Origin of the sequence: Nocardioides marmotae (assembly GCF_013177455.1) — a bacterium.
Lineage (GTDB): Bacteria > Actinomycetota > Actinomycetes > Propionibacteriales > Nocardioidaceae > Nocardioides > Nocardioides marmotae.
Genome location: NZ_CP053660.1, coordinates 303,873 through 323,769, shown reverse-complemented (window position 1 = coordinate 323,769; position 19,897 = coordinate 303,873). Strand labels below are relative to the sequence as shown.

The following is a 19,897-nucleotide window of genomic DNA, read 5'->3' as shown; positions in this document are numbered from 1 at the left end:
CGCGCCCTCCGGGCGGCGGGACGTAGGCTCCGGGCACCGTCATGCGCACCCCACCCGACCGTCCCCGCAAGCTGCTGCTCGCCGTCGACGCCCCGTCGCTGCTGCACCGCAACCACCACGCGCGCGCCCACTCCGACCTGCGCGACCGCGGCGGCCGCCCCGCGTGGGCGCTGCACGGGATGCTGCGGCAGATCCTGGAGGCGGTCGACCAGTTCGCGCCGGACGCGGTGCTCTTCGGGCTCGACGACCGCACCTCCTCCGAGCGCGAGGCGGCCTACCCGGCGTACAAGGCGGGCCGCGCGCCCAAGGACGCGACCCTCGTCGACCAGCTCGAGCGGGCCGGGTCGCTGCTCGACGCGCTGGGCCTGCTCGCGGTCACCCCGCCCGGGCTCGAGGCCGACGACGTCAACGCCACGGCGGCCACCTGGGCCGAGCGGTCGGGGTGGAGCTGCGTGCTGGTGACCTCCGACCGTGACTCCTTCGCCCACATCAGCGAGCACACCTCGGTGCTGCGGCTCATCGACGGCGGCATCAGCGCCTCGCCGCTGCTGACCCCGCAGCGGCTGCACGCGATGTACGGCGTGGCGGCCACGAGCTACCTGGAGTTCGCCGCGCTCCGCGGGGACGCCAGCGACAACCTCCCCGGGGTCTCCGGGATCGGGGAGAAGACCGCCGCGGTGCTGCTCGCCCAGGTCGGCTCCATGCAGGCCGCGTGGGCCGACATCGACCACTGCGCCGGCGCGAACCTGGTCGCGGCCGTCGACTCGTGGTGCGTGGAGACCGGCAGCGCCCGCGTCGGGCGCCGGCTGCTGTCGCGGCTGACCGCTCCGGGGGCGCGCGAGCGCTACGAGTTCAACCTCTCGATCATGCGCGGCCGCGAGGTCGACCTGCGGCTGACCCCCGACGTGCCCGGCTCGCCCGGCCTGCTCCCCCTCGACCCCGGCCGGGTCACCCGGGTCGTCGGCCACCTCGGCGTCGAGTCGACCACCGCCCTCGCCCTGCGCGTGCTCACCGAGCCGCCGGCGTCGGTGGGGTCGGGTAGCTGAGGCGCCCTCAGCCGAGGTGCCGGTCGAGCCACTCCCCGAGGAGGTCGTACGCCGCGGCGCGCGGCGCGGGCAGGGAGAGGAAGACGTCGTGCCGGGCGCCCGCGATCGGGACGACCGTGGTCTCACCGCCCAGGCAGCCCGACCAACGGGCGATCTGCCGGACGTCGAGGACCGTGTCGGCGCGGTCGCTGAGGTCGGTGTGCTTGCGGGAGTAGTGGGTCCGGTCCGAGCGCAGCACCAGCGCCGGCACGCCCACCTCGAGCCCGCGGTGCAGCTGGGCGTGGCCGCGGCGCACGGCGTTGAGCCAGCCGACGGTGACGGGGAACCCCTCGAGCGGCTTGAGCACGAGGTCGTAGTCCCACTCGCCCCGGACGCTGGTGTGCAGCGAGTCGCCGTAGACGGTGCTCGCGGGCAGGTCGAGCGAGCGCAGCGGCGCGACCATCGCTAGCGCCCGCAGCACCTGGGTGCCCGGCCCGCGGAGCAGCGCCGAGCCCTGGAGGTCGAACCACGGGCTGTTGAGCACCAGCCCGGCCACCGGCGCGGTGCGGCCGGCGCGGCGCCGGCGGTCCAGCCACAGCGGCGTGACCAGCCCGCCGGTGGAGTGGGCGACCACGACGACGGGGGTGTCGGGGCCGTGGTCGGCGGCGATCAGCCCCATCGCGCGCTCCAGCTCCGCGTCGTACTGCTCGAGGTCGGAGACGTAGTGCGCGGTCTGCCCGGGCCGGCGGGCGCGGCCGGACTTGCGCAGGTCCAAGCCGTAGAACGCCAGCCCGCGCGCGGCGTGGAAGTCGGCCAGCTCGGTCTGGAAGAAGTAGTCGGAGAAGCCGTGCACGTAGAGCACCGCCCCGCGCACCTCCTCCCCCGGCCGCACGTCGCGGCGCACCAGGACGGCGCAGACCTCGCCCTCGCCGTCGGGGTCGGTCCCGAGCTCGATGACCTGCTGCTCGTAGCCCTCCCCGAGCAGGTCGGGCCCCCAGGTTCGTCGCACCCCGCACCGGTGACCGGCGGCGCCGGAAGGTATGCCGCACGTCGGGCTCGTCCACGGGGCTGTCCCGGCCGCGTGATGTGGGGGACCGACCGGAACAGCCCGACGGGGCACGGAGGCTCCCGCCCTGCTGGTGCCTTGCGGCAGTCATGCTCCCTCCAGCAGCGACCTCATGGTCCCCGAGCCCCTGGCGGGCGAAACCCGGACTAGACCGGCGCTACTGCACCATCCGGAACAGCGGGCTGGTCGGCTCGACGACCTGGACCCGGATGCCGGAGGCGCCCATCCGCTCCAGCAGCGGCGCGTAGTCGGTCGGCCGTTGGAGCTCGATGCCGACCAGCGCGGGGCCGGTCTCGCGGTTGGAGCGCTTGACGTACTCGAAGAGCACGATGTCGTCGTCGGGGCCGAGCACGTCGTCGAGGAACATCCGCAGCGCGCCGGGCTCCTGGGGGAACTCCACGAGGAAGTAGTGCCGCAGGCCCTCGTGGACGAGCGCGCGCTCGACCACCTCGGCGTACCGGCTCACGTCGTTGTTGCCGCCGGAGAGCACGCACACGACGGTCGAGCCGGGGGCGGCGACGGCGTGCTCGCGGATCGCGGCGCTGGCCAGGGCGCCGGCAGGCTCGGCGATGATCCCGTCGGACTGGTAGAGGTCGAGCATCTCCACGCACACCAGGCCCTCGGGCACGGCGAGCAGCGGCGGCCGGTGCGCGGCGACGACGGCGTGGGTCCAGTCGCCGACGCGGCGCACGGCCGCGCCGTCGACGAAGGAGTCGACGGCGCCGAGCTCGACCGGGGCGCCTGCGGCGAGCGCGGCCGCCATCGAGGCGGCGCCGGCCGGCTCGACGCCGACCACGTCGACGTACGGCGCCCGCTCGGAGAGCACCGTCAGCAGCCCCGCGAGCAGGCCGCCGCCACCCACGGGCGCGACGACCGCGGTGGGGGTCCGGCCGAGCGCGGCGAGCTGGTCGAGGACCTCGAGGCCGACCGTGCCCTGGCCGGCGATCGTGCGCGGGTCGTCGAAGGCGGGTACGACGACGGCGCCGGTGGAGCGGGCGAGCTCGCGGCTCTGCTGGTCGGCGTCGTCGTAGGTGTCGCCGTCGACGACCACCTCGACCAGCGGCCCGCCGAGCGCGGCGATCCGGGCGCGCTTCTGCCGCGGCGTCGTCCGCGGCAGGAAGATCGTGGCCCGCACCCCGAGCCGGGAGCAGGCGAACGCGACGCCCTGGGCGTGGTTGCCGGCGCTCGCGCAGGTCACTCCGCGCTCGCGCTCCTCCGGGCTCAGGCCCGCGACCAGGTTGTAGGCGCCGCGCCCCTTGTAGGAGCGGACCTCGTGGAGGTCCTCGCGCTTGAGCCAGACGTCCAGCCCGGTCGCCGCCGAGAGCCGCGGCGAGGGGTGGAGCGGGCTGGTGCCGACCACGTCGCGGAGTGTTCGCGCCGCGTGCTCGACGTCCGAGGCAGTTGGCAGGTCCACGCCCTGGACCCTAGTGCGGGGGCGCCGGGCCACCGCCGGGCAGGTGGGGGCAGATGGCGGGCGCGTCAGCGCCGCCCCTCGCAGAAGCGCGCACCGCCGGCCGGACGGCGCAATCTTGACTTGTTCCAGAAAAGTCGTCATGCTCGGGCCATGACCGAGTCGCACCACCCTCAGGGCGGCGGGCCGGACTTCACCACCGCCCTGCGCGACGCCTCACTGCGGGTGACCAAGCCCCGCCTCGCGGTGCTCAACGCGGTCCACGAGCACCCCCACGCCGACACCGACACCGTCATCGGACACGTCCGCGCCAACCTCGGCGCGGTCTCCCACCAAGCGGTCTACGACGTCCTCCGGGCGCTCACCGACGCCGGCATCGTCCGGCGCATCCAGCCCGCCGGCGCGACCGCTCGCTACGAGGCGCGCGTCGGCGACAACCACCACCACGTGGTCTGCCGCTCGTGCGGCACGATCGCCGACGTCGACTGCGCCGTCGGCCACGCCCCCTGCCTGACCGCCTCGCACGACCACGGCTTCGTGGTCGAGGAGGCGGAGGTCGTCTACTGGGGCACCTGCCCCGACTGCGCGGCCGCCGGCACGGCGAGCACCACCCCTCCCACCACCACCGCTCGACCCTCCATCAGTAAGCAGCCGGAAGGAACCACATGACCCAGGACGACAACGCCCCCGTCAGCCCGCAGGGGATCGATCGCAAGGCCGAGGGCGGCTGCCCGGTCATGCACGACTCCGCCGCCGCCCACGGCAGCGAGAGCGAGAACCCGGCGATCGACACGCCGACGCCGGCGACCAACACGCGTCCCCGCACGAACCAGGACTGGTGGCCCAACAGCCTCGACCTGACCCCGCTGCACGCGCACTCCTCCAAGAGCAACCCGCTCGGCCCGGACTTCGACTACTCCGAGGAGTTCAAGAAGCTCGACCTGCAGGAGCTGCGCCGCGACATCGTCGAGGTGCTCAACACCTCCCAGGACTGGTGGCCCGCGGACTTCGGCCACTACGGCGGCCTGTTCATCCGGATGAGCTGGCACGCAGCCGGCACCTACCGCATCTACGACGGCCGCGGCGGCGCGGGCGAGGGCTCGCAGCGCTTCGCCCCGCTCAACAGCTGGCCCGACAACGCCAACCTCGACAAGGCCCGCCGCCTGCTGTGGCCGGTCAAGCAGAAGCACGGCCAGAAGATCTCCTGGGCCGACCTGCTCGTCTACGCCGGCACCGTCGCGATGGAGGACATGGGCTTCCAGACCTTCGGCTTCGGCTTCGGTCGCGAGGACATCTGGGAGCCCGAGGAGATCATCTGGGGCCCCGAGGACTCCTGGCTCGGTGACGAGCGGTACGCCGAGGAGCGCCAGCTCGACGAGATGCTCGGCGCGGTCCAGATGGGTCTGATCTACGTCAACCCCGAGGGCCCGAACGGCAACCCGGACCCGCTGGCCTCGGCCCACGACATCCGCGACACCTTCGCCCGGATGGCGATGAACGACGAGGAGACCGTCGCGCTCATCGCCGGCGGCCACACCTTCGGCAAGACCCACGGCGCCGGCGACGCCGACCTCGTGGGCCCCGAGCCGGAGGCCGCCCCGCTCGAGGAGCAGGGCCTGGGCTGGAAGAGCTCCTTCGGCTCCGGCAAGGGCAAGGACGCCATCACCTCCGGCCTCGAGGTCACCTGGACCTCCACGCCGACCCGGTGGAGCAACGACTTCTTCAAGTTCCTCTTCCAGTACGAGTGGGAGCTGGAGAAGAGCCCGGCCGGTGCCTGGCAGTGGGTCGCCAAGGACGCCGAGGAGATCATCCCCGGCCCGGCGGCGGACTCGCCGAAGCGCAAGCCCACGATGCTCACCAGCGACCTCGCGCTGCGCTTCGATCCCGAGTACGAGAAGATCTCGCGCCGCTTCCTGGAGAACCCCAACGAGTTCGCGAAGGCCTTCGCCAAGGCCTGGTACAAGCTGCTGCACCGCGACATGGGTCCGGTCGACCGCTACCTCGGCCCCTGGGTCCCCGAGCCGCAGCTGTGGCAGGACCCGGTCCCGCCGGTGGCCGGCGAGCTCATCGGTGACGCCGACGTCGCCGCACTGAAGACCGCCGTGCTCGAGTCCGGCCTGACCACCGCCGAGCTCGTCTCGACCGCGTGGGCCTCGGCCGCGACGTTCCGCTCCACCGACAAGCGCGGTGGCGCCAACGGTGCGCGCATCCGCCTCGAGCCGCAGCGCGGCTGGGCGGCCAACCAGCCCGAGCAGCTCGCCAAGGTCCTCGAGAAGCTCGAGGCCATCCAGGCGGAGTTCAACGCCAAGGGCGGCGCGCAGGTCTCGCTGGCCGACCTCATCGTCCTCGCCGGCTCCGCCGCGGTCGAGAAGGCCGCCCGCGACGCCGGCGTCGAGGTCACCGTGCCGTTCCACCCCGGCCGCACCGACGCGAGCCAGGAGCAGACCGACGTCCACTCCTTCCGCGTCCTCGAGCCGCGGGCCGACGGCTTCCGCAACTACCTGCGGGCCGGCGAGAAGCTCATGCCGGAGAAGCTCCTGGTCGAGCGCGCCTACATGCTCGACCTGACCGCGCCGGAGATGACCGTCCTCGTCGGCGGCCTGCGGGCGCTCGGCAACAACGTCGGCGGCGTCCAGCACGGCGTGCTGACCGACCGGCCGGGCGTGCTGTCCAACGACTTCTTCGCCAACCTGCTGGCCCCCGGCACGCAGTGGAAGGCCTCGGAGTCGGAGGAGAACGTCTACGAGATCCGCGACGCCGCCTCCGGTGAGCTGAAGTGGACCGCGACCGCGGTGGACCTGATCTTCGGGTCCAACTCCCAGCTGCGCGCCCTCTCCGAGGTCTACGCCAGCGCGGACGCCCGCGAGAAGTTCGTCCACGACTTCGTCGCCGCGTGGACCAAGGTCATGGAGCTGGACCGCTTCGACCTGAAGTGACCGCCTCCTAGCGGCCGCTGACGCGAGCCCGGTCGTCCCCGCACAGGGGGGCGGCCGGGCTCGCCGCTTCCCCGGGGCGACTACCGTGCCGCCGTGATCCCCGAGGTCCTGGCGGACGCCGTCGCCGGCGCCTGGACGACCACCTGGCCGGTGCTCGCCTTCCTGCTGGTCATCACCGTGGTCAGCGACCTCTGCGCCGACGTGCGGCTCTTCGAGGTCGCCGCCTCGGCGGTGGCCCGGCTCGCCCGCGGCCGGACGCCGCTGCTCTTCGCGGCGCACTGCCTGCTGGCCACGCTCACGACGGTGCTGCTCGGCATCGACACCACCGCGGTGATGCTCACCCCCGTCTCCCTCGCGCTCGCCACGCAGGTCGGGGTCGCACCCCTCCCCTTCGCCTTCGCGACGCTGTGGCTGGCCAACGGCGCGAGCCTGCTGCTGCCGATCTCGAACCTGACCAACCTGCTCGCCGTCGAGCGCACCGGCCAGTCCGCCGGCGCGTTCGTCGCCGACCTCTGGCTGCCGCAGCTGGTGGTGCTGGCGGTCGTCGTCGCGGTCCTCGCGCTGCGGCACCGCGCCGCGCTCGCCGGGACGTACGTCGTCCCCCGCACCCGACCGTCGTACGACGCCGTGCTGGTCGCCGGCGGGGCGCTCGTCGCGGTGGGGATCGCGGTGGCGACCGTGCTCGGCGCCGCGGCGTGGCTCGCGGCGACCGGCGGGTTGGTCGTCCTGGTGGCCCTCGCGGCCGTCCGCGCGCCGGCCCTCGTCGCGCCGCGGCGGCTGCTGCGCTCGGTGCCGGCGGTGATCCTGCTGGCGACGTTCGCGCTGTTCACCCTCGTCGAGCTCGGGCTCCGCCTCGTCGACGTCGACCGGATCGACTGGTCCGGGCCGGTCGCGGCCGCCGTCGGGGCGGCCGTGCTCTCCAACGCCGTCGACAACCTGCCGGCCTGGCTCGCCCTCGCCCCGCTCACCGACGCCTCCCTCCAGCCCGCGCTGCTCGTCGGCGCGAACACCGGCGGCATGCTGCTGCTGTGGGGCTCGCTGGCGAACCTGCTGTGGCGACGGCGCTGCCGGATGGCCGGCCTGCACGTCGGCTGGGTCCAGTTCCTCCGCGAGGGGCTGCTCGTCGTACCGCTCTGCGTGCTGCTCGGCGCGCTCGTCGCCTGACCTCCCCGCTGGCCCACCGCCCACCCGCCCACCCGCCGAGTCGGCACTTCCGGCGCGCCGAGTGCTCACTTCCGGCGCGCCGAGTCCGCAGTTGTGGCGGGCCGAGTACGCAGATCGTGGTGGTGCCGGCCGGGAAGTGCCGACTCGACCAGTCAGAACTGCCGACTCGCCGCGTCAAAGGTGCCGACTCGGCGGACCACAGGTGCCGACTCGGCGGCTCAGAGGTGCTGACTCGGCGGGGTGGGGGTCGGGGTGTCGGCGGCGAGGCCGGGCCACAGCCGCAGCTGGAGCTGCACGGCGAAGCGCTGGGCGGGGTCGAGCAGGTCGAGGCCGCCGACCTCGCGGACGCGGCGCAGCCGGTAGCGGAAGGTGTTGGGGTGGACGTAGAGGGCCTCGGCGGCGCGGTTGACGTCGCCGAAGGCGTCCAGCCAGGCCTGCAGGGTCGCGACCAGCCGGCCGTCGTGCTCGTGGTCGTAGGCCGCGAGCCGCGCGAGCGGCCCGGCGACGCTCTCGCCCCGCGCCAGGACGCGGTCGCGCAGCTCCAGGAGCAGCGAGTCGGTCTGCACGTCGACCAGCCGCGCGACCGGGCCGGCGGCGGGGTTGTCGCGCAGCACGCGGAGCACCCGGTCGGCGGTCTCCCGCGCGCGGGCGATCTCGGTCAGCGAGGTGGCGACCGGCCCGACGGCCACGACGGCGGGCAGCCGCTCGCCGATCCGCTCGAGGAAGTCGGTGGCGACGCGGGCGGCGCGGGGCTCGCCCTCCTCGGCCGGGCCGGCGTACGCCGCCAGGCCGTAGGCGACCCCGCCGACCAGGGCGGTCGCCGAGCGGGGGTGGACCGCGCCGAGGTGCACCGCGAAGGCGTCGGCCAGCCGCTGCCGCTCGTGGGCGAGGAGCGGGTCGTCGCCGGCCCCGGCGTCGGGGTCGGGCACCGCGAGCGCGAGCACGAGCAGCGGGGTGTCGGCGAGCCCGAGCCGCTCGAGCGCCTCGCGGGCGCCCGGCCCGCCCTCGATGACCGCGCCGAGGAGGTCCGCGCGCACGCGCCGCTCGACGTCGGAGCCGGCCCGCACCCGCAGCAGGTGGAGCGCGACCAGCTTGGCCGCCTCCCGCAGCGCCTCGGTGCGCTCGGGCGAGAGCGGCGCCGGGACGGCCGCCCAGATCGAGCCGAGCACCTCCTCGCCGGCCCGGACGGCGACCGCGACGCGGGGCATCACGAACACGTCGTCGGCCGCGGCACCGGGGTCGACGAAGATCGGCTGGTCGCTGCGGTGCAGCTCGCGGAAGACGCCGAGCTCGCTGAGGATCCGGGAGTACCGCTCGGGCACCTGCCGGCCGAGGATCGTCTCCACCCGCGAGGGGTCGGCCTCCTCCTGGCGCCCGGAGAAGGCCAGCACGCGCGAGCTGCGGTCCTCGATCGTGATCGGCGCGTCGAGCAGCGAGGCGACGGCGTTCGCGACGGCGAACAGGTCGCCCGAGGGCAGCCCGCCGAGCGACTCCGACTCCGACCCGGCGCCGCCCAGGCCGCCCAGACCGCCGGAGGCGCCGTCGACGAGCAGCGAGCGGAGCATCGCGGCCAGGTGGGTCCACGGCGTGCCGCGGCTCAGCCCGAGGACGGGTACGCCGGCGGCGTCCGAGGCCGCCCGCAGCTCGGCCGTGGCGGCCACGGGCGCCCGCAGCACCAGCGCGGCCGCGCCCTGCCGGCCCAGGTCGGCGAGCAGGTCGGCGACCGCGGCGGGGTCCTCCACGCCGATGCCGAGCACGAGCGCGCGGGGCGGCAGCACCGGCGCGTCCAGCGGGTCGTGGATGACGACGCCGCCGATCGCCTCCTCGCGCTGCCGGTCGCCGTGGACGAGCTCGAGCAGGGTGCTGCCGAGGTCGTCCATCACCCGGGCCAGGCTGGCGCGGGCCCGAGGGCCGGGGGCCGGGGAGGACGACACGGGGCGACCCTAGCGACGGTCGGGGCCCACCGCGGCCGACGTTTCATCGGCCGGCCGATGAAACGTCGGCCTCACGCCGGCAGCCACTCGCGGTGCGTGGTGACGGCGGCCAGCCGGTCGGGGTCGGGGGTGACGCCGATGCCGGGCCCCTCGGGCACCGCCAGCGTGCCGTCCTCGAGCACGAACGGGTCGGTCAGGTCGGTCGTGTAGTAGCGCGAGGACGCCGAGGTGTCCCCCGGCAGGGTGAACCCCGGCAGGGCGGCGAGCGCGACGTTGGCGGCCCGGCCGATCCCGGTCTCGAGCATCCCGCCGCACCAGACCGGCACGCCGTGCGCGCGGCACACGTCGTGGATCCGGCGGGCCTCGAGGTAGCCGCCGACCCGGCCGGGCTTGATGTTGACGACCGAGCAGGCGCCGAGCTCGATCGCGGCCGCCGCGGACTGGGCGGAGACGATCGACTCATCGAGGCAGACCGGCGTGCTGATCAGCTTGGCCAGGTGGGCGTGCCCGACGACGTCCTCCTCCTCCAGCGGCTGCTCGATCAGCAGCAGGTCGAAGGGGTCGAGCCGGGCGAGGTGGCGGGCGTCGGCGAGGGTGTACGCCGTGTTGGCATCGACCTGGAGCAGCACCTCGTCGCCGAAGCGCTCGCGGACCGCCCGCACCGGCTCGACGTCCCAGCCGGGCTCGATCTTCAGCTTGATCCGCACGTAGCCCTCGTCCAGGTAGCCGGCCACCGCGTCGAGCAGCTGCGGCAGCCCGTCCATGATCCCGACCGAGACCCCGGCGGGCACCCGGTCGCGCACCGCGCCGAGCTCGCGGGCGAAGGAGCGGCCCTCGGCGCGCAGCTCCGCGTCGAGCACCCCCATCTCCAGGGCGGCCTTGGCCATCCGGTGGCCCTTGAAGACCGCGAGCACCTCCGCGACCCGGGTCGCGTCGAGCGGGCCCGCCGCGGCGAGCTCCGGCACGAGGAAGCGGCGCAGCACGTCGGCCGCGCCGGCGACGTACTCCGAGGAGTAGCGGGGGTCGGCCATGGTCACGCACTCCCCCCACCCCTCGCCGGCGTCGGTGTCGACGCGCAGGAGGAGCAGGTCGCGGGCGACCTGGGTGCCGAACGAGGTGCGGAACGGCGAGACGAGGGGCAGGGACACGTGGAGCAGCTCCACGCCGTTGAGCTTCACAGTTGTCTCCGAACGAGGTACCAGCCGGCAGGGTCGAAAGCGGTGATCCGGGCGCCCTCGGCGAGCAGCACCGAGAGCGCCTCCCGCACGCTGGTGCGCCAGCGTGCGGCGAGCAGGGGGTCGGTCGCGCGGAGCGCGCTGATGTCGCGGGGCACGGCGATCCGCAGGAGGGCCCCGTCGAGCCGGCCGGGCACCGGCGAGCCGTCGGCGGCGACCCCGACGGCGGTGACGACCTCACCGCCAGCATCGCCGTCGGCCGCGACCGCGGCCGGGCGCGGCCGGGCGCCGGAGCACGCGGCGACGACGTCGGGCTCGAGCAGCCGCCAGCGGACCAGCAGCCGGTCGGTCTCGTCGTGGCCGTTGAGGGAGTCGGGCATGACGCCGTAGAAATTGGTGAGGTACTCCACCGGCCGCGCGGCCAGCTTGGCCAGGTTGAAGTAGGCGTTGCGGCTGACCAGCGGGTCGAAGGTCCAGGCGATGTCGGAGACGCCGCGCTGCAGGGCCCAGCTGCGCTGGTGCAGCTTGAGCGCGAAGCCGACGCTGCGGCCGGCCACCTCCGGGGCCACCCCGGCGATGTGGCTGTGCAGCGCGTCGTCGCCCGGGGCGTGGAAGAAGCCCACGCAGGCGCCGACGAGCCGGTCGCCCGCGAACGCGCCGCCGACGTAGTTGCCGGCCTTGGTGAAGGCCCGGAGCAGCTCGAGGGTGACCGGCGGGTTGCCGGCCCGGCCCCAGATGTCGGCGTAGAGCCCGACGACCTGCTCGAGCTCGGCGAGGCCGGTGAGCTCGCGGACGCTCACCCCGGCCGCGAGGGCCGCGGCGTCGGCGGCCCGGACGGCCAGGTCGGCGGGGGCGAGGGCCGGCCCGGCGGCGAGGTGGGTCACGGGTCCGATGCTCCTGCCGCCGGCGTCGGGCGTCATGGTCGAGCCCCACGAGCCGCGGGGGCCGGGTTCGTCGGCGCGGCCAGCAGGTCCGCGACGAGGGCGCGGAGCAGCGCGGCCCGACCGGGCAGCGGGTCGAGCAGGACGTGCTCGTCGTCGGCGTGCGCGCCGCCACCGATCGCCCCGAGCCCGTCGAGGGTGGGAGTGCCGACCCCGGCGGTGAAGTTCCCGTCCGAGGCGCCGCCGACGGCCGCTGCGGTCAGCGGCGGGAGCCCCAGCCGCTCCGCGACCACCTGGGCCCGGGCGAGGAGGTCGGCCGAGGCCGCGGCCTCCAGCGGTGGGCGGTTCGGCCCGCCGTGCACCTCGACGCCCGCCCCGGGCAGCGCCGGCCGCAACGCGCGTACGGCGGCGTCGACCCGCTCCTGCTCGGCCAGCGTCCGGACGCGGACGTCGACCGCGAACGACCCGCTCGCGGGCACGGTGTTGGTGGTGGTCCCGGCGCGGGCGACCGTGGGGGTCACCGTGGTGCCGGCGGCCGGGTCGGCCAGCGCCGCGACGGCCTGCACCTGCGCGGCCAGCTCGAGGGTGGCGTTGACCCCGCGCTCGGGCTCGAGGCCGGCGTGGGCGGCGCGGCCGGCCAGCCGGACGTCGTACAGGGAGACGCCCTTGCGCTCGACCTTGAGCGCGCCGCCGTCGGCCGCGGCCTCGAGCACGAGCACGGCCTCGGCGAGCCAGGCCTCGTCCTCGACCAGGCCGCGGGAGCTGGGCGAGCCGAGCTCCTCGTCGCCCGTGACCAGCACGGTGACGCCGTCGCGGCCGGCCGCGGCGTGGAAGGCCAGCGCGAGGCCGACCTTCATGTCCAGGCTGCCGGGGCCGCGCATGACCCCGCCCTCGACGGTGCAGGGGTGGGTGAGCAGCGAGCCGATCGGCCAGACGGTGTCGTGGTGGCCCAGCAGCAGCACGCGGGACGGGCCGGCGCCCAGCCGCCAGCGCAGGTGGGTGCGGCCGTCGAGCACGATCCGCTCCGGGGCGACGCCGAGGCGGCGCTCCCCCACCCGGGCCACGACGTCAGCGGACCGGGCCACCGCCGCGAGGTCGGTGGACGGCGACTCGCAGGCGACCATCTCCCGCGCGTCGTCGAGGATCGCGGCGACGTCGACGCCGAGGTCCGTGGCGCTGCCGGTGCCGGTGGGCATCAGTCGACCTTCGGGGTCGCGCGGACGCCGTGGTGGAGGTACCGCTCGCCGGTCGGGAGCTCGTAGAACGTCACCGGGAACCAGGTCTCGGCCTCCGGCGGCTTGAGCAGGAACATGCCCGGGGCGTAGGGCACCAGCGCGTGCTCCTCGACCGGGTCGGGGACCATCTCGGCGAGCGGGCCGAGGATCGTGGTGCGCAGGCGCGGCCCCTCGGGGCCGTCGAGCACCACCATCTCGACGCCGGCGCGCGCGTAGGTGCCGACGTACGGCGTGACGTCGACGTCCGAGGGCGGGCTCGGCGGGACCAGCCGCGGCGGCATGGTCACCTCGGCGAGCTCGGCGAACAGCTCGCGGTAGAGGTCCTCGTAGAGGTCGCGGGCGCCGTCGTTGTTGGTCAGCAGGGTCACCGCCAGGCCGGCCTCGGGCAGCACCCGGAGGAACGCCGCCTGGCCGATGGTGTTGCCGTCGTGGCCGTAGACGCGGCGCCCGTCCCAGCCGAACCGGATCCAGCCCAGGCCCCAGGAGTCGCCGAGGGAGTGCACGTCGGGCAGCTCGGCCTGGTGGGCGGCCATCGCCCGCGCGGTCTCCTCGCCCAGCACGCGGGTGCCGTCGGGCGCGAGGCCCTCGGTGAGGTGCAGCCGGGCGAAGGCGAGGACGTCGGCGGCGTCGGCGGTGACCAGGCCGGCCGGCCCGACCGAGCGGGGCAGCTGCCAGACCGGCGCGGTCTGCTTGCGGCCGTCCTCGGTGACGTGGCCGACGGCGGCCGCCTCGAGCAACGCCTCCTCGGGCAGGGTCAGCGCGTGCCGCATGCCGAGCGGGGTGAAGAGCCGCTCGCGCAGCGCCTGGTCCCAGGTGGTGCCGGTGAGCACCTCGATCACCCGGCCGAGGACGGAGAAGCCGGCGTTGCAGTAGGACCAGGTGGCACCGAGCGGGTGGTTCTGGGTCTGCTCGTGGAGCAGCGCGACGTACTTCTCCAGGCAGTCGTCGCCGCGGCCGGTGTCGGTGAAGACGTCGCCGTCGATGCCGCTGGTGTGGGTGAGCAGGTGGCGCAGCGTGACCTGCTTGGTGACGTCGGGGTCGGCGAGCCGCAGCTCGGGCAGCACCTCCACCACCGGCGCGTCGAGGTCGGCGAGCCCCTCGTCGACCAGCTGCATGACCACGGTGGCGGTCCACACCTTGGTGATCGAGCCGATCTGGAAGACCGAGTCGCGGGTGACCGGGGCGCCGGTGTCGAGGCTCAGCACGCCGTGGGTGGCGACGACCTGCTCGTCACCGCCCGCGCCGGGGTCGGACGGGTCGCCGAGGCGGAGGATGCCGAGCTGCGCACCGGGCACGCCGTGCTTCTCGGCCAGGGCGGTGAGCCGGCGCTGCCAGTGGGCGGCGTCGAGCCGCGGTCGGCCGCCGCGCAGCACGTGCCGCTCGACCCACTCCACGACGCGGTGGGCGTAGTCGAGGCGGTGGGAGGGGCGGCCGAGCAGGATGAACGCGTGCGCCGCGCCGGGGTAGAGCACCAGCTCGGTGGGCACGCCGCGGTGGCGCAGCGAGGTGTGCCACTGCTGGGCCTGGCCCACGGGGCAGGTGCGGTCCTCGAGGCCGTGCAGCACGAGCGTGGGGGTGGTGACCCGGTCGACGTGGGTGATCGGCGACATGGCGGCGTACGCCTCGGGCTGCTCCCAGGGGGTGCCGCCGAGCTCGTAGGAGCTCATGCAGGTGCCGTCGTCGCAGGTGCCGTACATGCTGACCATGTCGCTGACCACGCCGCCGGCGACGCCGGCCTTGAACCGGTCGTCGTGGGCGGTGAGCCAGCAGGTGGTGAACCCGCCGTAGCTGTAGCCGGTGATCGCCAGCCGGTCGGCGTCGGCGACCCCCTCGGCGACGAGCGCGTCGACCGGCTCGAGGAAGTCGCGGGCGTCGGCTGTGCCCCAGGCCCCGTTGACGCCGTCGTAGAACTCCTCGCCGTAGCCGTCGCTGCCGCGCGGGTTGACCAGCAGCACCGCCCAGCCCCGGGCGGCGAGCTCCTGGTGGTAGGGGTGCATCTCGTCGGCGGCGGCGTTCCACGCGTTGTGCGGGCCGCCGTGGACGTCGACGAGCAGCGGGCGGGGCCCGGAGCGCGCCGGGTCGCGGACCAGCCAGCCCTCGACCTCGACGCCGTCGGAGATGGTGAAGGTGCGCTGCTCGGGCAGGTACCGCTCGACGTCGGCCAGCGGCGCGCCGTGGTCGGTCAGCACGGTCTCGGCGCCGGTCGCGAGGTCGAGCGCGACCAGCTCGCCGTACGACGTCGGCGTGGCCAGCACGACGACGGCGGTCTCCCCGACGACCGAGAGCCCGGAGACGACCCGGCCGGCGCCGGCGAGCACCGGGGTCGCGGACGGCGCCCTGTCGCTCGCGGGGTCGGTCGCCTCGAGCGCCCACAGGTGGGTGCACCCGCGGTCGCGGACGGCGAGGAGCACGCGGCCGTCGGGGAGCACGTGCGGGCGCGCGCCGGGGTACGCCGGCCCGCCGGCCATCACGTTGCGGTCGAGGTGTCCGGTGAGGTCGCGCGGCGCCCCGCCGTCCAGCGGCACGCGCAGCAGCCGCTGGTGGCCGACCGGGTCGCCGGGGTGGCCGATGACCAGCAGGCTCGCGCCGTCGGGGGCGAAGGTGACCGCCCCGGCCAGGCCGTCGGCGAGCGCGACGACCCGCGGGGTGGCCTTGCGGTCCTCGACCTCGAGCAGGTGGACGGCCGTGCGGAAGGTCAGGTCGCTGTCCTCCCCGACCCGGCGGAGGAACGCGACGGTGCGCCCGTCGGGCGACCAGACCGCGCCGTCGGCGTGGTCGACGCCCTCGGTGACCCGGCGGACCTCGTCGGAGGCGACGTCGACGACGTGGACCTGGCGGCGCACCGCGCCGAGCAGCCCGGCGCCGTCGGACTGGTAGTCCAGCCGCTGCGCCACCACGGGCGCAGCGGGGTCGCCGGGGCACGCCGGGTCGACGGGGGCCGGGTCGACGGGGGCGGAGAGGAGCAGGCGGGTGCCGTCGGGGCTCCACGCGGGCGCGCCGGCGCCGAGCGGGAGGTCGGTGACCGCCCGCGGCTCGCCGCCGGTCGCCGCCACCAGGTGCACCTGGCCGGCGCGGAGGAAGGCGATGGTCGTGCCGTCGGGGGACCACGCGGGCGCGGTGTCCTCGGGGCCGGTGGTCAGCGGCCGGGCGTCTCCCCCGGCGGCTCCCCCCACGGCACCGACGAGCCAGAGCCGGTCGACGGTGCGGTCCTCGGCGAGGTCGAGGGTGCGGACCACGTGGACGACGGTGGCGCCGTCCGGGGAGAGCGCCGGCTGCGAGGGCACCGCCAGCTCGGTGAGGTCGTCGATGCGCGGGGGGCGGGTCATGGGTGGCTCCTTCGGACGGTGCTGCCGGGGACGGCGGCCAGCAGGTCGCGCGTGTAGGGCTCGGCCGGATCGGCGAGCACCTGCGAGGCGGGGCCCTGCTCGACCAGCACGCCGCGGTGCATCACGGCGACGTACGACGCGACGTAGCGGACGACGGCGAGGTTGTGGGAGATGAAGAGCATCGAGAGGCCCAGCTCGCGCTGGAGCTCCCGGACCAGGTTGAGGACGGTGCCCTGGACCGACACGTCGAGGGCGGAGGTGATCTCGTCGGCGACGACGACCGCCGGCCGCGCGGCCAGGGCGCGGGCCAGGGCGACCCGCTGGCGCTGGCCGCCGGAGAGCTCCGCGGGGCGGGAGCGGGCCCGGGCGGGATCGAGGTGGACCAGCCCGAGCAGCCGCGCCACCTCGGCGGAGCGGCCGGAGCGGGCCAGCTCGCGCGGCATCGCCTCGGCGATGCTCTCGCCGATCGTCATCCGGGGGTCGAGGGAGGAGAACGGGTCCTGGAAGACCATCTGCACCGGGCGGTGCCGGCCGCGCACCGGGACCGGCTCCCCGTCGAGCAGGATCGCCCCGCCGTGCAGCGGCGCGAGGCCGACGGCCGCGCGGGCCAGGGTGGACTTGCCGGAGCCGGACTCGCCGACCAGGCCGACGACCTCGCCGGGCGGTACGACGAGGGAGACCCCGTCCACGACGGTGCTGCGCCCGTAGCGGACGCTCACCTCCTCGAAGCGCAGCTCGCTCATGTCGCCTCCACGGCCAGGGGGCGGCCGCCCCGGTCGATGTCGATCGGCTCCCCGGCGTGCCAGCACGCGACCCGGTGGGCCGTGCCGTCGCCGGCCAGCGGCGGGTCCTCGGCCCGGCAGCGGTCGCTCGCGAGCGGGCAGCGGGCGGCGTACGCGCAGCCGACGGGGACGTCGGCGGGGTCCACCGGACGGCCGGGGATCACCGTCAGCGGCCGGTCGAGGTCGGTCTCCATGGTGGGCACCGCGGCGACGAGCGCGCGGGTGTAGGGGTGGCGGGCGGCCGTGGTGAGCTCGGCGGCGGCGAGGTCCTCGACGATCCGGCCGGCGTACATCACGAGCACCCGGTCGCAGACCTCGCCGACGACCGTCACGTCGTGGCTGATCAGGACGAGCGCGACGTCGTCGGCGCGGCGGATCGCCTGGAGCAGGTCGAGGACCTGCTGCTGCACGGTGACGTCGAGGGCCGTGGTCGGCTCGTCGGCGATGACCAGCGAGGGCGAGCCCATCAGCCCCATGCCGATCATCGCCCGCTGGCGCATGCCGCCGGAGAACTCGTGGGGGTGCTGGCGGGCGCGGCGCTCGGCGTCCTCGATGCGCACCGCGTCGAGTCGGTCGACCGCCCGGTCCATCGCCTCGCGGCGCCCCATCCCCTGGTGGTGCCGGGCGACCTCGGCGAGCTGGGCGCCGATCCGGGTCGTGGGGTTGAAGGAGGACATCGGGTCCTGGAAGACCATCGCCAGGGAGGTGCCGAGGTGGTGGCGCCGCTCCTGGCCGCCGGGCACGGTGAGGTCCTCCCCGAGCACGTCGAGGCGCTCGGCGCGTACGTCGGCGAGGTCGTCGAGCAGCTGGGCGACCGCCAGCGCGGTCAGCGACTTGCCCGACCCGGACTCGCCGACGATGCCCACCGCCTCCCCGCGGCGGACCGCGAAGGTCACGCCGCGCACCGGCTCGACGTCGCCGTCGCGGCCGGGGAAGCCGACGTGCAGGTCGCGGACGTCGAGGACCAGGTCCTCGGGCTCTGCCGTGTCCGTGGAGTCCGCGTCGGTGGTGCGCGGGTCCGGCTCGGCCGGGCCCGGCGCGGGCGTCGGGCCCGTGACTGTGGCGGCGGCGGTGGCGGCGCGGCGGCGCCGGGGCGAGAGCGCCAGGTCGCCAGGCGAGGCGAGGCCGACGGCCTTGGCCGCCGACTCCCCGAGCAGGTTGAGCGCGAGGCCGGCGAGCAGCACCGCGGCGCCGGGCGCGAAGGCCGCGACGGGGTTGACGTAGAGCGAGCCGACCCCCTCGAAGAGCAGCCGGCCCCAGTCGTAGGCGGGGGCCTGCACGCCGAGCCCGAGGAAGGACAGTCCGGCGAAGGCGAGCAGCGCGGAGCCGGCGCCGATGGTGGCGTTGACGATGAGCGGCTCGGCGATGTTGGGCAGCACGTGCCGCACCAGGATGCGCAGCTCGCCGACACCGGCGACGCGGGCGGCCGAGACGTAGTCGTGCGCCGCGACGCCGGCGACCAGGGTCTGCACCAGCCGCGCGAAGCTCGGCGCGCCGGCGAACCCGACCGCGAGCACCGCGCCGGTGGCGCCCACCCCGAAGACCACCGCGAAGAACAGCGCCAGCAGGAGGCTGGGGAAGGCGACGGCGATGTTGACCGCGGCGACGACCGTCCGGCCGGCGCGACGACCGAGCAGCAGCGGCGCCGTGCCGAGGACCAGCCCCATCGCGACCGCGATCGCGGTGGCGCCGAGGGCGAGCCCGATGGAGAGCCGGGTGGCCACGAGGGTGCGCAGGGCGATGTCGCGGCCGAGGTTGTCGGTGCCCGCCCAGTGCTCGGCCGAGGGCCCGGCGAGGATGTCGCCGGTGTCGATGGCGCTCGCGGCGTCGGCCCACAGCATCGGCGCCACCACGGCGAGCACCAGCATCGCGACGGTCAGCGCCATGGTCGCCAGCCCGAGGGGCGTGCGGACGACGCCCGCCCAGCGCGACGCGGAGACCCGGTCCGCCACCGTGCTCATCTCAGTCCTCCCGGATCATCGAGCGCGGGTCGAGCAGCGCGAGGACCACGTCGACGAGGGTGTTCACGAGCAGGACGCCGACGCCGTAGACCAGGACGATCCCCTGCACGACCGGGTAGTCCTTGTTGAGGATCGAGGAGACGATCGTGCTGCCCAGGCCGGGCCAGGCGAAGACGTTCTCCACCAGCACCGTGCCGGCGACCATCGCCCCGAGCAGCAGCCCGCACAGCGTCAGCGCGGCGGTGAGCGCGTTGGGCAGGGCGTGCCGCAGGTGGACGGTGTGGGCGGGGAGGCGCTTGGCACGCGCCGTACGGATGAAGTCGGCCTGGAGCACCCGGACCATCTCCACCCGCAGGATCCGCGCCAGGATCGCCGCCGGACCGATCGCCAGCGCGAGGACCGGCAGCACCAGCGAGGAGAGGGTGTCGTTGCCGGCGACGGGGAGCAGGCCGAGGCGGACGCCGAAGACGTAGACCAGCCCGACGCCCACCAGGAAGTCCGGGATGGTGCCGAGCACGACGCTGGTGCCGGTGAAGGCCAGCTCGGTGCGGCGGCCGTGCCCGCGCCGGGTGAGGACGCCGGCGGCCACGCCAACCGGGACCGCGACGGCCACGGCGACCACGAACCCGAGGACCGCCAGCCACAGCGTCGCCGGGAGCCGCTGGCCGATGACGTCGGAGACCGGCACCTGGGAGATCAGCGAGGTGCCGAGGTCACCGGTGAGGACGCCGCGCAGGTGGTCGAGGTACTGCACCGGCAGCGGGTCGTCGAGCCCGAGCGAGGCCCGCTTGGCCGCGACCAGGTCCGCCGGGGCCGTCGGCCCCAGGGCGCCGCGCACCGGATCGCCCGGGATCAGGTGCGTCATGAGGAACGACGCGGTCAGCAGCACCCACAGCGAGACCAGCAGCCGGCCCGTCCGGCGCAGCCCGAACCGCAGCCAGGGCCGGGCCTCGAGGCTGCGCGCCGGCCGGGTCGGCCCCGGGATCGCCGTGGTGGCCACG

At 75.3% G+C, this 19,897-nt stretch carries 14 protein-coding genes; 4 read left to right on the top strand and 10 right to left on the bottom strand.

The window, feature by feature from the left end:
- Positions 1–41 precede the first annotated feature (41 nt).
- Positions 42–1,046 (top strand): 5'-3' exonuclease, encoded by a 1,005-nt coding sequence (locus tag HPC71_RS01490; protein ID WP_154613423.1) that lies wholly within the window; start codon positions 42–44, stop codon positions 1,044–1,046.
- A gap of 7 nt (positions 1,047–1,053) precedes the next feature.
- On the opposite strand, the gene HPC71_RS01485 is transcribed toward HPC71_RS01490, so the two are convergent.
- Together HPC71_RS01485 and ilvA are read right to left on the bottom strand one after the other, a co-directional pair.
- A complete protein-coding gene (locus HPC71_RS01485) occupies positions 1,054–2,034 on the bottom strand; it encodes an alpha/beta hydrolase (protein ID WP_171895981.1) in 981 nt (326 codons plus the stop codon).
- A 214-nt stretch (positions 2,035–2,248) separates the two neighbouring features.
- Positions 2,249–3,505, bottom strand: a complete 1,257-nt coding sequence (ilvA, locus tag HPC71_RS01480; RefSeq protein WP_253943860.1) for a threonine ammonia-lyase IlvA — start codon at positions 3,503–3,505, stop codon at positions 2,249–2,251.
- A gap of 150 nt (positions 3,506–3,655) precedes the next feature.
- On the opposite strand from ilvA, the gene HPC71_RS01475 reads away from it, so the two are divergent.
- The 3 genes from HPC71_RS01475 to HPC71_RS01465 all read left to right on the top strand — a co-directional run bounded on the left by HPC71_RS01475 (position 3,656) and on the right by HPC71_RS01465 (position 7,602).
- On the top strand, positions 3,656–4,171 hold the full coding sequence (locus tag HPC71_RS01475) for a Fur family transcriptional regulator (RefSeq protein WP_154612829.1): 516 nt from the start codon (positions 3,656–3,658) through the stop codon (positions 4,169–4,171).
- A complete protein-coding gene (gene katG, locus HPC71_RS01470; protein WP_154612828.1) occupies positions 4,168–6,438 on the top strand; it encodes a catalase/peroxidase HPI in 2,271 nt (756 codons plus the stop codon). Before HPC71_RS01475 ends, katG begins: the two co-directional genes overlap by 4 nt.
- Before the next feature lie 93 nt (positions 6,439–6,531).
- Positions 6,532–7,602 (top strand): SLC13 family permease, encoded by a 1,071-nt coding sequence (locus HPC71_RS01465; RefSeq protein WP_154613417.1) that lies wholly within the window; start codon positions 6,532–6,534, stop codon positions 7,600–7,602.
- Positions 7,603–7,820: 218 nt separating this feature from the next.
- Here the strand turns inward: HPC71_RS01465 and HPC71_RS01460 are convergent, their stop codons facing one another.
- From HPC71_RS01460 to HPC71_RS01425, 8 genes are all read right to left on the bottom strand, one after another.
- On the bottom strand, positions 7,821–9,536 hold the full coding sequence (locus HPC71_RS01460; RefSeq protein WP_253943859.1) for a PucR family transcriptional regulator: 1,716 nt from the start codon (positions 9,534–9,536) through the stop codon (positions 7,821–7,823).
- A 71-nt stretch (positions 9,537–9,607) separates the two neighbouring features.
- On the bottom strand, positions 9,608–10,714 hold the full coding sequence (gene menC / locus HPC71_RS01455) for an o-succinylbenzoate synthase (protein WP_171895980.1): 1,107 nt from the start codon (positions 10,712–10,714) through the stop codon (positions 9,608–9,610).
- Complete coding sequence (locus HPC71_RS01450) at positions 10,711–11,595, bottom strand: GNAT family N-acetyltransferase (RefSeq protein ID WP_171895979.1); 885 nt, start codon at positions 11,593–11,595, stop codon at positions 10,711–10,713. Before HPC71_RS01450 ends, menC begins: the two co-directional genes overlap by 4 nt.
- A gap of 32 nt (positions 11,596–11,627) precedes the next feature.
- Positions 11,628–12,788: a M20/M25/M40 family metallo-hydrolase gene (locus HPC71_RS01445; protein ID WP_154613416.1), complete on the bottom strand. Its 1,161-nt coding sequence runs from the start codon at positions 12,786–12,788 to the stop codon at positions 11,628–11,630.
- On the bottom strand, positions 12,788–16,153 hold the full coding sequence (locus tag HPC71_RS01440) for a serine hydrolase (RefSeq protein ID WP_154613415.1): 3,366 nt from the start codon (positions 16,151–16,153) through the stop codon (positions 12,788–12,790). The genes HPC71_RS01445 and HPC71_RS01440 overlap by 1 nt, the downstream gene beginning before the upstream one ends.
- On the bottom strand, positions 16,150–16,896 hold the full coding sequence (locus HPC71_RS01435; RefSeq protein WP_154613414.1) for an ABC transporter ATP-binding protein: 747 nt from the start codon (positions 16,894–16,896) through the stop codon (positions 16,150–16,152). Before HPC71_RS01435 ends, HPC71_RS01440 begins: the two co-directional genes overlap by 4 nt.
- Positions 16,893–18,896 carry a dipeptide/oligopeptide/nickel ABC transporter permease/ATP-binding protein gene (locus HPC71_RS01430; RefSeq protein WP_154613413.1) on the bottom strand — a complete coding sequence of 668 codons (2,004 nt, stop codon included), beginning with the start codon at positions 18,894–18,896 and terminating at the stop codon, positions 16,893–16,895. Before HPC71_RS01430 ends, HPC71_RS01435 begins: the two co-directional genes overlap by 4 nt.
- Before the next feature lies 1 nt (position 18,897).
- Positions 18,898–19,896 carry an ABC transporter permease gene (locus HPC71_RS01425; RefSeq protein ID WP_253943858.1) on the bottom strand — a complete coding sequence of 333 codons (999 nt, stop codon included), beginning with the start codon at positions 19,894–19,896 and terminating at the stop codon, positions 18,898–18,900.
- Position 19,897: the final 1 nt, after the last annotated feature.

Excerpts from the sequence above, each read along its gene's own strand:
- HPC71_RS01490 (WP_154613423.1), top strand. The coding sequence starts at position 42 with ATGCGCACCCCACCCGACCGTCCCCGCAAGCTGCTGCTCGCCGTCGAC.
- HPC71_RS01475 (WP_154612829.1), top strand. The coding sequence starts at position 3,656 with ATGACCGAGTCGCACCACCCTCAGGGCGGCGGGCCGGACTTCACCACC.
- katG (WP_154612828.1), top strand. The coding sequence starts at position 4,168 with ATGACCCAGGACGACAACGCCCCCGTCAGCCCGCAGGGGATCGATCGC.
- HPC71_RS01445 (WP_154613416.1), bottom strand. The coding sequence starts at position 12,788 with ATGCCCACCGGCACCGGCAGCGCCACGGACCTCGGCGTCGACGTCGCC.
- HPC71_RS01440 (WP_154613415.1), bottom strand. The coding sequence starts at position 16,153 with ATGACCCGCCCCCCGCGCATCGACGACCTCACCGAGCTGGCGGTGCCC.
- HPC71_RS01435 (WP_154613414.1), bottom strand. The coding sequence starts at position 16,896 with ATGAGCGAGCTGCGCTTCGAGGAGGTGAGCGTCCGCTACGGGCGCAGC.
- HPC71_RS01430 (WP_154613413.1), bottom strand. The coding sequence starts at position 18,896 with ATGAGCACGGTGGCGGACCGGGTCTCCGCGTCGCGCTGGGCGGGCGTC.